Origin of the sequence: Herbidospora daliensis, from assembly GCF_001570585.1 — a bacterium.
Classification (GTDB): domain Bacteria; phylum Actinomycetota; class Actinomycetes; order Streptosporangiales; family Streptosporangiaceae; genus Herbidospora; species Herbidospora daliensis.
The window spans coordinates 958,539-970,612 of sequence record NZ_BBXF01000001.1 but is presented as its reverse complement, the minus strand read 5'-3'; the positions used below and the strand labels follow the sequence as shown (position 1 = coordinate 970,612).

14 protein-coding genes and 1 riboswitch are annotated in these 12,074 nt (G+C 71.3%); of the genes, 8 read left to right on the top strand and 6 right to left on the bottom strand.

Annotated features, from left to right (window positions below; genetic code table 11):
* Window positions 1-2: 2 nt before the first annotated feature.
* Entirely contained in the window at window positions 3-1,388 is a 1,386-nt protein-coding gene (locus tag AW274_RS03770) for an ankyrin repeat domain-containing protein (RefSeq protein ID WP_157519750.1), read from the bottom strand.
* 122 nt (window positions 1,389-1,510) lie between these two features.
* Here AW274_RS03770 and AW274_RS03765 point away from each other — a divergent pair, with 122 nt between their 5' ends.
* The 4 genes from AW274_RS03765 (at window position 1,511) to AW274_RS03750 (ending at window position 4,213) form a co-directional block, all read left to right on the top strand.
* Entirely contained in the window at window positions 1,511-2,125 is a 615-nt protein-coding gene (locus tag AW274_RS03765; protein ID WP_062430117.1) for a DedA family protein, read from the top strand.
* Window positions 2,126-2,180: 55 nt separating this feature from the next.
* Window positions 2,181-2,957 (top strand): DUF1707 SHOCT-like domain-containing protein, encoded by a 777-nt coding sequence (locus AW274_RS03760; RefSeq protein WP_083973810.1) that lies wholly within the window; start codon window positions 2,181-2,183, stop codon window positions 2,955-2,957.
* A 75-nt stretch (window positions 2,958-3,032) separates the two neighbouring features.
* Window positions 3,033-3,521, top strand: coding sequence for a SigE family RNA polymerase sigma factor (locus tag AW274_RS03755; RefSeq protein ID WP_062429336.1), 489 nt, complete (start codon window positions 3,033-3,035; stop codon window positions 3,519-3,521).
* Window positions 3,518-4,213, top strand: a complete 696-nt coding sequence (locus AW274_RS03750) for a hypothetical protein (RefSeq protein WP_062429334.1) — start codon at window positions 3,518-3,520, stop codon at window positions 4,211-4,213. Before AW274_RS03755 ends, AW274_RS03750 begins: the two co-directional genes overlap by 4 nt.
* Here the strand turns inward: AW274_RS03750 and AW274_RS03745 are convergent.
* The 5 genes from AW274_RS03745 to AW274_RS42880 all read right to left on the bottom strand — a co-directional run bounded on the left by AW274_RS03745 (window position 4,169) and on the right by AW274_RS42880 (window position 7,709).
* Entirely contained in the window at window positions 4,169-4,891 is a 723-nt protein-coding gene (locus tag AW274_RS03745; RefSeq protein WP_232319965.1) for a sirohydrochlorin chelatase, read from the bottom strand. The two genes, AW274_RS03750 and AW274_RS03745, sit on opposite strands and share 45 nt — an antisense overlap.
* Window positions 4,888-5,616: a phosphoadenylyl-sulfate reductase gene (locus AW274_RS03740; protein WP_062429332.1), complete on the bottom strand. Its 729-nt coding sequence runs from the start codon at window positions 5,614-5,616 to the stop codon at window positions 4,888-4,890. The genes AW274_RS03745 and AW274_RS03740 overlap by 4 nt, the downstream gene beginning before the upstream one ends.
* Window positions 5,617-5,636: 20 nt before the next feature.
* Window positions 5,637-5,789, bottom strand: a complete 153-nt coding sequence (locus AW274_RS41745) for an Insertion element protein (RefSeq protein ID WP_083973808.1) — start codon at window positions 5,787-5,789, stop codon at window positions 5,637-5,639.
* Entirely contained in the window at window positions 5,786-7,468 is a 1,683-nt protein-coding gene (locus AW274_RS03735; RefSeq protein ID WP_062429330.1) for a nitrite/sulfite reductase, read from the bottom strand. The genes AW274_RS41745 and AW274_RS03735 overlap by 4 nt, the downstream gene beginning before the upstream one ends.
* 121 nt (window positions 7,469-7,589) lie before the next feature.
* Window positions 7,590-7,709, bottom strand: a complete 120-nt coding sequence (locus AW274_RS42880; protein ID WP_369408604.1) for a putative leader peptide — start codon at window positions 7,707-7,709, stop codon at window positions 7,590-7,592.
* Window positions 7,710-7,760: 51 nt separating this feature from the next.
* Between AW274_RS42880 and AW274_RS03730 the strand changes: the two genes are divergently transcribed.
* The 4 genes from AW274_RS03730 (at window position 7,761) to AW274_RS03715 (ending at window position 12,066) form a co-directional block, all read left to right on the top strand.
* Window positions 7,761-8,717 carry a YihY/virulence factor BrkB family protein gene (locus AW274_RS03730; RefSeq protein ID WP_083973807.1) on the top strand — a complete coding sequence of 319 codons (957 nt, stop codon included), beginning with the start codon at window positions 7,761-7,763 and terminating at the stop codon, window positions 8,715-8,717.
* A gap of 12 nt (window positions 8,718-8,729) precedes the next feature.
* Window positions 8,730-8,811: riboswitch (ZMP/ZTP riboswitch) on the top strand.
* A 27-nt stretch (window positions 8,812-8,838) separates the two neighbouring features.
* Window positions 8,839-10,104 (top strand): serine hydroxymethyltransferase, encoded by a 1,266-nt coding sequence (glyA, locus tag AW274_RS03725; protein WP_062429328.1) that lies wholly within the window; start codon window positions 8,839-8,841, stop codon window positions 10,102-10,104.
* Window positions 10,105-10,316: 212 nt separating this feature from the next.
* Window positions 10,317-11,417, top strand: a complete 1,101-nt coding sequence (rsgA, locus tag AW274_RS03720; RefSeq protein WP_062429326.1) for a ribosome small subunit-dependent GTPase A — start codon at window positions 10,317-10,319, stop codon at window positions 11,415-11,417.
* Window positions 11,418-11,439: 22 nt separating this feature from the next.
* A complete protein-coding gene (locus tag AW274_RS03715) occupies window positions 11,440-12,066 on the top strand; it encodes a phosphoribosyltransferase (protein WP_062429324.1) in 627 nt (208 codons plus the stop codon).
* Window positions 12,067-12,074 lie beyond the last annotated feature (8 nt).

Sequence of the window (12,074 nt, the reverse complement as noted above, 5' to 3'; positions counted from 1 at the left end):
CCCTACAGGTCCAGGCCCAGGGTGCCCGCCGCCTGGAGCGCCACGTCGCGCGCGTAGGCGTCCTCGCTCTCCGACAACACCCGGTGCACCCCCCGCACCGCCCGGTCGTCGCCCCTGATCGCCAGCCCGCGCGCCGCCTCGGCCGCCGTGACCAGGTCGGGGTCGGCCAGCCGGTCGGCCAGGGCCGAGCGGAGGTCGTCGCCGTCGGCGTCGAGGGCGGCCAGGCCGAAGGTCGCGTAGTCGCGCACGTCCGGCGACGGGTCGCGCGACAGCGTGATCAGCGCCGCCAGGCCGTCCTTGTCCTCGCCGGGCAGCACCGCCGACAGCGCGACCGGGTCGCGGACCGTGTGGACCCGGCCCGGACGGCCGATCAGCGCCAGCACGTCGGGCAGCACGCGGGGGTCGCCCTGCTGCCCGAGGGCGCGCAGGATCGAGTCGATCACCCTCGGGTCCTGCTCGTGTTCGGCCAGGTCGCGCAGGACCGGCAGGGTGCGGTCGAGGTAGGGGCGGGTGCCGGCGGTGAAGCCGAACTGCGACAGGACGTCCACGCCGAAGTCGCGCTCCATCGGGTCGTCGCGGTCGACCAGGGCGACCGCCGAGGCGAAGGTCTCGTCGTCGGCGCGGCGCTGGATGGCGTGCACGGCGGCCCACCAGGTCTCGCCGTCCTCGTCGACGTCGCGGTAGGGGACCGCGCGCCGCATCAGCGCCTCGACCGGGGGGCGCTCGCCGAGGGCGTCCTCCAGCAGGGTCGCGATGGCCGCGTGGCCGCGCTGGGAGATCTCCTGGCCCTCGGGGGAGGGCGTGGAGACCAGGGTGGTGCCGTCGGCGGCCAGTGACACCTCGGCCGGGGGCTCGCAGCCCTCGACCAGTTCGGTCAGGTCGCGGGCGGCGAGGGCGCGGGCGACCGACAGGGCCTCGCGCAGGGGGGTGGCGCCGTGTTCGAGCAGGCTCCACACGACGCCGTAGGCCCCGAACCGGGCGGCGGCGACCAGCGGGGAGCACAGGTCGGGGTCGGCGCCGAAGTCGAGCAGCAGGTCGGCGGTCTCCAGGTGGCCGAGGGTGGCCGCCCACATCAGCGGGGTCCACTCGTCGCACTCGATCAGGTCGGGGTCGGCGCCGCCCTCCAGCAGGGCGCGCAGCGCCTCCTCGTGGTTCCAGGAGGCCGCCGCGCACAGCGGCAGGCCCTCGTCCTCGCCGTGGGAGGCCTGGTTCGGGTCGGCGCCGTGTTCGAGCAGCAGCGTCACCATGGCGGCGTTGCCCCGCTGGGCCGCGCGGTAGAGCGGCAGGGTGCCGCGCCCGCGGTTCAGGTCGGGTTCGCGGCGCAGCGCCTCGCGGGCGCGCTCCAGGTCGTCGTGCGCCACGGCGAGCATCAGCTCACTGATCGTCACCCTTCCAGGGTACTTTATGGTGATATGTCCAGATTGTGGGCTGGCGGGGTGAGGGTGTCCCCCGGTCGAAACGGGGGCTTTCTGGCTCAAATCGCCGGAAGGATCTCCCTACCGTGATCGCCATGGAGAAACTTGACGGAATCGCCGGCTGGGTCGTCGGCCTGATGGAGACCCTGGGCGCGCCCGGGGCGGGTCTGGCCACCGCGATCGAGAACCTGGCGCCCCCGATCCCGAGCGAGCTCATCCTGCCGCTCGCCGGGTTCACCGCCAGCCAGGGGAACATGAGCCTGGTCGCCGCCATCGCCTGGACCACGGCCGGTTCGGTGGCGGGGGCTCTGGTCCTGTACGGCCTGGGCGCCCTCCTCGGCCGCGACCGCACCGTCGCCCTGCTGGGCAGAGTCCCGTTCGTCACGACGGCCGACGTCGAGAAGACCGAGGCCTGGTTCGCCCGCCACGGGCGCAAGACGGTCTTCTTCGGCCGGATGGTGCCGGTCTTCCGCAGCCTCATCTCGATCCCGGCCGGGGTCGAGCGCATGCCGATCGGGGTGTTCACCCTGCTCACCGCGCTGGGCAGCCTGATCTGGAACTCCATTTTCGTGCTGGCCGGCTACTTCCTCGGGGAGAACTGGGAGGTCGTCCAGCGCTACTCGGGCTGGCTCACCAACGGGGTGATCGTGGTCTGCGCGGTCGCCGTGGCGGCCTTCGTGGCCGTGCGGTTGCGGGCCAGGGTGAGATAGGAATCGTCCCCAGGGAGGATCGAGCGGGAGCTCCCGGAGGGTTAGATTCTTAGCCATGACCGAACCAGCCGGCATGCGCGCGTCCGACAGCGAGCGCGAAGCCGTCGTCGAGCGGCTGCGGGTCGCCTCCACCGAAGGCCGGCTGACGCTCGCCGAACTGACCGACCGCACCGAGGCCGCCTACCTCGCCCAGACCCAGGGCGAGCTGGCCCAGCTGACCGCCGACCTCCCCGGCGGCGCCCCCGCCCCCGCCTACGCCCCCGCGAAGCCGCCCGGCAAGGCCCGCCAGTGGTTCGTCGCCGTGATGGGCGACACCAAGCGCAAGGGCAAGTGGCGGGTCGACAGCGAGATCGGCGCGGTGGCCGTCATGGGCGACGTGACCATCGACCTGCGCGAGGCCGAGGTGCGCTCCAACGAGATCGACATCGTGGCGACCTGCGTGATGGGCGACATCAAGATCATCGTCCCCGACGGCGTCGACGTGCAGCTCAGCGGCGTGACGATCATGGGCGACAAGAAGGTCAAGGTGGTCGAGGCGCCGCCCGGCCAGCACGCCCCCATCATCCGGATCCGCGGCTACGTCGTCATGGGCGACATCAAGGTCCTCGGCGACTCCCACGCCCAGCCCATCAGGCGCAACGCCCTGGCCTGGACCGAATGGTGGCTCAACCGCCGCGGTCTCGGCCACGGTCACGGGCACGGCTCCATGCACGGCGCGATCAACCAGGCGGTCAACGAGTCGATCCGCGACGCCAACCGGATGGTCAACGAGTCGATCCGCCAGGCCATGCACGAGACCAGGAAGGCCCGGAGGCACAACAGAGACCGCTGACACCGGTGCAACAGATCGCCGGTGCCGCCGCGTCATCGTCGGTGACATGAATTCTCCGACGGTGAGGACCCCGACATGCGCGACCGGGCCGACTTCGAGCGCTACGTCGAGCAGCGGTCGGCCCGGCTGCTGCGCGCGGCCTACCTGCTGTGCCGCGACTGGGCCACGGCCGAAGACCTGACGCAGACCGCGCTGGCCAAGGCCTGGCTCGCCTGGCGGCGGGTCGGCGACCACCCCGACGCGTACGTCTACCGCATCCTCGTCAACACCCACAACTCCTGGTGGCGCCGCATGTGGCGGCGCGAGGTGGCCACGGGTGAGCTGCCCGACCTGACCGCCCCCGGCGTCGAGGACACCCTCGACGACCGCGACGTGCTGCGGGCCGCGCTGGCCACGCTGCCGCCGAAGATGCGGGCGGTGCTGGTGCTGCGCTATTTCGAGGATCTGTCCGACGCCGAGATCGCCGCGATCCTCGGCTGCTCGGAGGTCACCGTCCGGAGCCAGGCCAGCCGCGCCCTGGCGAAGCTGCGCGTCGACACCGCCATGGACTGGAGCACGCGATGATCCGTGAGCTTTTCGAGGACGACACCCGTGAGGCCCCCGTACACCGGATCTCCCTGAAGGAGATCGACCGGCGGGCCGGCCGCATCCGTCGGCGCCGGACCGCGCTGGGGACCGCGGCGGCGGCCACCGCCGTGGCGGCCGGCATGTTCGCCGTCCTCCCGGGGGCGCTGCCCGCCGGCGACCACACCCTGGCCCGGCCCCAGCCGCCCGTCCCGACGGAGCAGGTCGTCTACCAGATGGACGCCGACTCGGCGCAGTCGCCCGGGGAGCTCGACGACGTGTTCTACCCGGCGGGCGCCGGGCCGATGGAGGTCTTCGTCCACTGCACCGGCACCCAGGCTTATGCGGGGTTGTGGGTCAAGGACGAACTGGTCGCCCAGGCCCCCTGCGGGCCGATCACCGAGTTGCGCTGGGACAACGTCGGCGACCCCGACAGGCCCGTGCAGTCTGACGGCATGGTCAGGGTGACCGCCCGGGTCTTCCCCTACACCGAGGCGCCCGGCACGCTCACCGCCGCCGAGATCGAGGAACGCGCGGAGCAGGCCCGCGACGAGAAGATGTTCGCCACGATCCACGTCTACCGCTACCCGGGCCTGTTCAGCCCGCCCGCCGACTGCGCGCAGCCGCTCGTGGTCGACCGCGCGGGCTCAGGCCGGGAGACGCTCGAACCGGTCCGCTGCGAGATCGACTGAGTCGTAGCGGTCGAGCACGATCCGCACCAGTTCCGGGGCGGGTCCCAGGCTGTCGGCCACCAGGTCGGCCCCGGCCGCCAGGGCCTCCCGGGCCACCTTGTCGGCGAAGAAGCCCGGCGCAAGCAGGTAGGGCGCGACCACCACGCGGGGCGCCCCGGCCGCGCGCAGCATCGCCACCGCCTCGGCCGGACGGGGGCCCGACGCGCTGGCGTACGCGGTCGTGACCGCCCACCACGGCCGCGAGCGGGCCCAGTCGCGGGCGATGCGCCGGACGGTCGCGTTGGCGGTCGGGTCGCTCGACCCGGCCGACACCAGCACCACGGCCGTGCCGGGGTCGCCGACCACGGTCCCGGCCTCGGCCAGGCGGCGCTCCAGGGCGGCCGTCAGCAGCGGGTCGGGGCCCAGCGTGGGGCTGACCTCGACCCGGGCGCCGACCCCGGCCAGCGCCCCCGGGATGTCGACCTTGCTGTGGTAGGCCGCCGTCAGCAGCAGCGGCACCACGACCGCCTCGGCGAGCGGGGCCAGCGCCTCGGTCAGCGCCGGCTTCACGTGGTCGAGGTAGCTGACCCGGACGTCGAGGCCGGGCCGCGCCAGCCTGACCCGGTGCAGCAGCGCCTCGGCCACGGCGGCGGCGCGCGGGTCGCGGGACCCGTGCGCCACGGCCACCAGAGGCGTCAAAGGTGGATACCGCACTCGATCTTGCCCAGCCCGGCCCAGCGGCCCGACCGCGCGTCTTCGCCGTCGGCGACCCTGCGGGTGCAGGGGGCGCAGCCGATCGAGGGGTAGTTGTCGTAGTGGAGCGGGTTGATCAGGACCCCGTTGTCGGCGATGTAGTTGTCGACGTCCTCCTGGGTCCACCGCGCGATCGGGTTGACCTTGACCATCTGGCGCTTGGCGTCCCACTCGACGACCTTCGTGCCGGTCCGGGTCGGCGACTCGTCGCGGCGGATGCCAGAGATCCACGCCAGGTAGGGCTCCAGCGCCCGGTTCAGCGGCTCGACCTTGCGCAGGAAGCAGCACAGGTCGGGGTTGCGGCCGTGCAGGCGCGGCCCGAGGTCGCGGTCCTGCTCGGCGACGGTCCGCGACGGGGTGATGTTGATCAGGTTGACGTCGTAGACGGCCTCGACCGCGTCGCGGGTGCCGATCGTCTCGGCGAAGTGGTAGCCGGTGTCGATGAACAGCACGTCGACGCCCGGCTTGACCCGGCTCACCAGGTCGATCAGCAGCGCGTCGGACATCGAGGAGGTGAGACACATGCGGTCGCCGAAGGTCGCCGCCGCCCAGCGGATGATCTCTCGGGCGGGGGCGTCCTCGAGGAACTCGGCCGCCGACTCGACGATGCTCTGGAGGTCGAGCACGCCGCGTCGGCGCTCTAGCTCAACCTCGATGTCCACCAGGGTCATCACGCTCTCCTCACGGGGGGTCACGATCGAACGCCTATCCCCAGGAACTTCACCCGGAAGGCCCGGGCGCAGCTCCGGCAGTACCATCCGTACGGCTCCTCGTCGGAGACGTACGGTTCGAGATCTTCTTCACCGCAATACGGGCAGTAGTACGGAGCGGCCCGCTCGCTCATTTCAGGTCCGCTTCGTCGGCCCGCTGGACCCAGGCGGCGAAGGACTCGTCGTCGCTGCGCTGCTTGGCGTAGTTGGAGGCCACCCGCTCGACGTAGTCGGGCAAGTCTTCCGCGGTGGTCTTCAGGCCGCGGACCTTGCGGCCGAAGCCCGGGGTGGCGCCCAGGGAGCCGCCCAGGTGGATCTGGAAGCCCTCGACCTGCTCGCCCGCCTCGTTGACGACGAGCTGGCCCTTCAGGCCGATGTCGGCGACCTGGATGCGGGCGCAGGAATTCGGGCAGCCGTTCACGTTGATCGTGAGGGGGTGCTCGAAGTCGGGCAGCCGGTTCTCCAGCTCGTGGATCAGCGTCGTCGCGGTCGCCTTGGTCTCGACGATCGCGAGCTTGCAGTACTCGATGCCGGTGCAGGCCATCGTCTGGCGCCGGAACGTCGAGGGGCGCACCTTCAGGCCGATCGCGTCGAGGCCGTCGACGAGCGACTCGACCCGGTCTTCGGGCACGTCGAGCACGACCATCTTCTGCTCGACCGTCATCGCGACCCGGTTCGACCCGTGGGCCTCGGCCAGGTCGGCGATCTTCGCCAGGGTGTCGCCGTCGACCCGGCCGACCTTGGGCGCGAAGCCGACGTAGAACTTCCCGTCCTTCTGGCGGCGGACGCCGACGTGGTCGCGCCGGGTCTCGTCGGCCAGCTCGGGGGCGGGGCCGTCGGGCAGCGCGTAGTTCAGGTATTCGTCCTGGAGGATCTGCCGGAACTTCTCGGCGCCCCAGTCGTTCACCAGGAACTTGATGCGGGCCCGGTGGCGCAGCCGCCGGTAGCCGTAGTCGCGGAAGATGCCGATCACGCCGCCGTAGACGTCGCCCACCTGGTCGGGCCGGACGAACGCGCCGAGCCGCTTGCCGATCATCGGGTTGGTCGACAGGCCGCCGCCCACCCAGACGTCGAACCCGGCCTCGCCGGCCTCGTTCACCACGCCCACGAACGCCACGTCGTTGATCTCGTGGACGGTGCAGTGGGCGCCGCAGCCGCTGATCGCCGACTTGAACTTGCGGGGCAGGTTGGAGAACGCCTTGTCGCCGATGAACCGGTCGTACACCTCGCGGATCTGCTCGCGCCCGTCGATCACCTCGTCGGCGTCGACGCCCGCCAGGGGGCAGCCCAGGATCACGCGCGGGGTGTCGCCGCACGCCTCGGTCGTGGACAGGCCGACCGCTTCGAGGCGCTCCCAGATCTCCGGGACCGACTCGATCTCGACCCAGTGCAGCTGGACGTTCTGCCGGTCGGTGATGTCGGCGGTGCCCCGGCCGAAGTCGTTGGAGATGCCCGCGATGACCCGCAGCTGGTTGAGGTCGAGCTGGCCGCCGTCGATGCGGATGCGGAGCATGAAGTAGCGGTCGTCGAGCTCCTCGGGCTCCAGGATCGCGGTCTTGCCGCCGTCGATCCCGGGCTTGCGCTGCGTGTAGAGGCCGTACCAGCGCATGCGGCCGCGCAGGTCGGCGGGGTCGATCGAGTCGAAGCCGCGCTTGGAGTAGACGTCGATGATCCGCTGACGGACGTTGAGGCCGTCGTCGTTCTTCTTGTTCTCCTCGTTCTTGTTCAGGGGCTCGCGATAGCCGAGAGCCCACTGACCTTCGCCGCGAGGGCGCTTGTGGTGGCGGTTCGCCGGGCGGGCCGGGGTGCTCATGCGGGACCTTTCCAAGTGGTGGTCGCGCGCGTCCAGGCTTTTCCTCCCGCCTCGGCGCTGAGTGCGGGGGCATGAAAAAAGACGCCTGTCACGCGCCCTTAACAGAAAGAAGGGGCGGCGATCAACGGGCGTCGATACAGATGGCGCTGTGGACGCGCTGGAGATCGACGTGGCGGCGCACGACGAGCATCGGGTCCACTGGCATGTCCGTAACAATACCTTGCGGGTACTTGATGTCCAAGTTTGCGTCCACAGTGTGGACCCCTTCGCGAGACACGTAATGTTGACGCCGATGACCTCAGCGAACGCGCCCCGGCGCCGGTCCCGCCGCCACTGGTTCGGGCACCAGTCCCGCGCCGGCATGGCGCGCGCCCGCGCCGGGATGGAGCGCTTCGCCGGCAGCGGCTTCTGGGCGCTGGTCAAGGCCACCACGATGGCCGGGGTCAACTACCGCGTCACCGGCCTCGCGGGCGAGGCGGCGTTCTTCGCCCTGCTGTCGCTGCCGCCGTTCGTGCTCGGGCTGCTGGGTGTCCTCGGTCACCTCTCCGGGCTGCTCGGCCCCGGCACGATCACCGACATCAAGGCGTCGGTGATCGAGCACGCCGACCTGCTGTTCACCCCCGACGCCGTCCAGCGTGTGGTCGAGCCGCTGATCGACAACGTCTTCAACGGCGGCGAGGTCTCGCTGATCTCGGTCGGCTTCCTGCTCTCGTTGTGGTCGGGCTCCCGTGCTCTCTTCGTGTACGTCGACCTGATCTCCATCGCCTACGGCATGGGCGAGACCCGGGGCATCATCCGCACCCGGATCTTCAGCTTCGGCCTCTACCTCGCGGCCCTGCTGATCGGCCTGGTCGTCATGCCGATCCTGGTCGTCGGGCCGACCCTGCTGGCCACCGCCCTGCCCGACTACGAACCGCTCATCTCGATCTTCTACTGGCCCGTGGTGGTGGCCGGCTCGGTGCTCATGCTCACGCTGCTCTACCACGTGAGCGTGCCGATGCGGACCCGATGGTGGCGCGAGGTGCCCGGCGCGCTGCTGGCCCTGGTGATCTGGATCATCTGCGCGGCCGTGCTGCGCGAGGTGCTGGCCGCCTGGTTCGACCCGCTGTCCATCTACGGCTCGCTGGCCGCGCCCATCGCGGTGCTGCTCTGGCTCTACATCACCGCCCTGGCGGTGCTGATCGGGGCCACCCTCAACGCCGAGGTCGACCGCCTGTGGCCGCTCGCGGGTAACACCCGGCAGCACTGACAGCCGATAAGGTGGGGTTCTCGCTACTGGCGCTATGAGGTGGGGCACCACCGGGGAGCGGAAACCGCGTCGGCCGTGCGCCTGGGTCGACGCAGTCGTCGAGTTCCGAGGAAGGCGCTCAATGTCTGAGAACACGCTCAACGCCGTCGATCCGGAGATCGCCGAACTGATCACGGCCGAAGAACGCCGCCAGACCGACACCATCAAGCTCATCGCCTCGGAGAACTACGTCTCCAAGGCGGTCCTCCAGGCCACCGGCACCGTCCTCACCAACAAGTACTCCGAGGGCTACCCCGGCAAGCGCTACTACGAGGGCCAGCAGGTCATCGACCAGATCGAGACCCTGGCCATCGAGCGGGCCAAGTCGCTGTTCGGCGTCAACCACGCCAACGTCCAGCCCTACTCGGGCTCGCCCGCCAACCTGGCGATCTACATGGCGTTCGTGCAGCCCGGCGACACCGTCATGGGCATGGGCCTGCCGTTCGGCGGCCACCTGACCCACGGCTGGTCGGTCAGCGCCACCGGCAAGTGGTTCAACCCGGTCCGCTACGGCGTGCGCCGCGACACCGGCATGGTCGACATGGACGAGGTCCGCGAGCTCGCCCTCAAGGAACGCCCCAAGCTGATCTTCTGCGGCGGCACCGCCATCCCGCGCACGATCGACTTCCCGGCCTTCGCCGAGATCGCCAAGGAGGTCGGCGCGGTCCTGGCGGCCGACATCGCCCACATCGCGGGCCTGGTCGCGGGCGGCGCCCACCCCTCGCCGGTCGGTCACGCCGACGTGATCTCCACCACCACCCACAAGACCCTGCGCGGCCCGCGCGGCGCGATGCTCATGGCGACCTCCGACGAGCACGCCACCGCGCTCAACAAGGCCGTCTTCCCGGGTCTGCAGGGCGGCCCCCACAACCACACCACCGCCGCCATCGCGGTGGCGCTGCGCGAGGCCGCGACCGACGACTTCAAGGACTACGCGCGCCAGGTCGTCGTCAACAGCCGGGCCCTCGCCGAGGAGCTGCTCGGCCGGGGCTTCGACCTGGTCTCGGGCGGCACCGACAACCACCTGATCCTGATGGACCTCACGCCCAAGGGCGTCGGCGGCAAGCCGGCCGCCCAGGCGCTCGACAAGGCCGGTCTGGAGACCAACTACAACTCGGTGCCCTTCGACACCCGCAAGCCGTTCGACCCGTCGGGCATCCGCATCGGCACCGCCGGCGTCACCAGCCGGGGCATGGGCGTCTCGGAGATGCGGCAGATCGGCGCCTGGATCGACCAGGTCGTCTCGGCCCTGGCCAAGGGCGAAGACGAGGCCAAGCACACGATCGTGCGCGTCCACGCCGAGGTCCGCGAGCTGACCACCCACTTCCCGGCCCCCGGCCTGAGCTAGTCCACGACGAAGGGCCCCGCGGCGCGTGAAAAAGGCGTTGCGGGGCCCTTCGCGTCTGTCCTAGGGTTCTGCGTGGCCGGAACGAGCCGGTCTTTCCTTCAGGGAGGTGGCGACAACATGCGGGTCTTTCTCCTGAGCCTGTCGTCCATCCACCTCCGGGCCGCCCGCTGACGTACGCGGGGCCTGTTCCATCCTGAAGGGTTTCACCCGAAGTGTTCTTCGATCCGCTCGTTTTCGATCTTTCTCTCCTCGGCTGGGACGACTCGCGTACCCTCCCCGCGGACACCATCCCGGGCCGGGTCTCCCGGGTGCACCGCGGCGCCGCCGAGGTCATCACCGAACAGGGCCAGATCCAGGCCCACTACGGCGCCCGGGTGCGCCGGGAATCCGCCGCCGACCCCACCAAGTTGCCCTGCGTGGGCGACTGGGTGGCGCTGCGGCTGCTCGCCGAGGGCCGCCACGAACTCGACGAGGTGCTGCCCAGGGCCACCGCGTTCGTCCGGGGCGGAGTGTCCCGCGACTCGCGCGGCGGGTTGTCGGGCGACGGGCAGGGCCAGGTGCTGGCCGCCAACGTCGACATCGTGTTCGTGGCCGAACCGGCCATGCACGCGACCGACTTCGCCGACCTCGGCCGCATCGAGCGGCTGACCGCGCTGGCCTGGGAGAGCGGCGGCACGCCCGTCGTCGTCATCACCAAGGCCGACCTCTTCGAGCAGGGCCTCGACGACCTGCTGGCCGACGTGCGGAACGCCGCGCCGGGCGTCGACGTGCACGCCGTGTCGTCGTTCACCGGCGACGGGGTCGAGGCCGTGCGCTCCTACCTGATGGGGTCGCGGACCGCCGTGATCCTGGGCGCCTCCGGCGCGGGCAAGTCGAGCCTCGTCAACGCCCTGGCGGGCGGCGAGGTCATGGAGACCCAGCAGGTCAGGGCCGGCGACGGCCGGGGCCGCCACACCACCGTCCATCGGGAGCTGATCCCGCTGCCCGGCGGCGGCATCGTCATCGACACCCCGGGCATCCGCCGGGTCGGCCTGTTCGACATGTCCGACGGCGTCGACCGCGTGTTCTCGGAGATCGAGGACCTGGCCGAGCAGTGCCGCTTCGGCGACTGCTCCCACGAGTCGGAGCCGGGCTGCGCGGTCATGGCGGCGCTGGAGAGCGGCGAGCTGCCCGAACGTCGGCTGGAGAGCTGGCGCAAGCTCCAGCGCGAGGCGGCCTGGATGGCGCGGCGCAGCGACGCCCGGCTCCAGGCCGAGGAGACCAGGAAGTGGAAAATCATCCACAAGGGCATGCGGGGCCGCGGCCGTCCCTGATCGGGTGGGTAGGACCGGAAAGGTGGACCCCTTCCCGGATCGCACGTCCGCCGGCGCGCTCCTCGCGGAGGCGCTGGCGGGCACGCCCGCCGACCTCGTGCTCGCGCTGCCGCGCGGCGGGGTGGCCGTCGGCGCGGTGGTCGCCCAGGCGCTCGGGGTGCCGCTCGACGTGCTGGTGACCCGCAAGCTCGGCCATCCCCTCCAGCCCGAGCTGGGCCTGGGGGCCATCGCCGAGGGCGGCGAACCGGTCTTCGACCGGGCCATGCTGCGCCGGACCGGCTACCGCGCGAGCGACCTCGACGACGTCGTGGCGGCCGAACGCGCCGAACTGGCCCGCCGGGTCGACGCCTACCGCGACGGACGTCCACCTCCCGACCTGCGCGGCCGTGACGTGATCGTGGTCGACGACGGCCTGGCCACCGGCGGCACGGCCCGCGCGGCCCTGCGGGCGGTCCGGGCCCAGCACCCGCACCGCGTCACCCTCGCGGTCCCGGTGGGCGCCGCCGCGGCGGTCAGATCGCTCGAAACCGAGGCCGACGAGGTCGTCGCGGTCATCGCGCCCGAGGAGTTCGGTTCCGTCGGCGGCTGGTACGAACGGTTCGAGCAGCTCACCGACGACGAAACCCGGGCGTGCCTCCGTTCCGTGTGATCAATCAT

Coding starts and splice junctions, on each gene's coding strand:
- AW274_RS03755 (WP_062429336.1), top strand. CDS start 3,033: ATGCGCGACCGGGCCGACTTCGAGCGCTACGTCGAGCAGCGGTCGGCC.
- AW274_RS03740 (WP_062429332.1), bottom strand. CDS start 5,616: ATGACCCTGGTGGACATCGAGGTTGAGCTAGAGCGCCGACGCGGCGTG.
- AW274_RS03760 (WP_083973810.1), top strand. CDS start 2,181: ATGACCGAACCAGCCGGCATGCGCGCGTCCGACAGCGAGCGCGAAGCC.
- AW274_RS03735 (WP_062429330.1), bottom strand. CDS start 7,468: ATGAGCACCCCGGCCCGCCCGGCGAACCGCCACCACAAGCGCCCTCGC.
- AW274_RS03750 (WP_062429334.1), top strand. CDS start 3,518: ATGATCCGTGAGCTTTTCGAGGACGACACCCGTGAGGCCCCCGTACAC.
- AW274_RS03730 (WP_083973807.1), top strand. CDS start 7,761: ATGACCTCAGCGAACGCGCCCCGGCGCCGGTCCCGCCGCCACTGGTTC.
- AW274_RS41745 (WP_083973808.1), bottom strand. CDS start 5,789: ATGAGCGAGCGGGCCGCTCCGTACTACTGCCCGTATTGCGGTGAAGAA.
- AW274_RS03765 (WP_062430117.1), top strand. CDS start 1,511: ATGGAGAAACTTGACGGAATCGCCGGCTGGGTCGTCGGCCTGATGGAG.
- glyA (WP_062429328.1), top strand. CDS start 8,839: ATGTCTGAGAACACGCTCAACGCCGTCGATCCGGAGATCGCCGAACTG.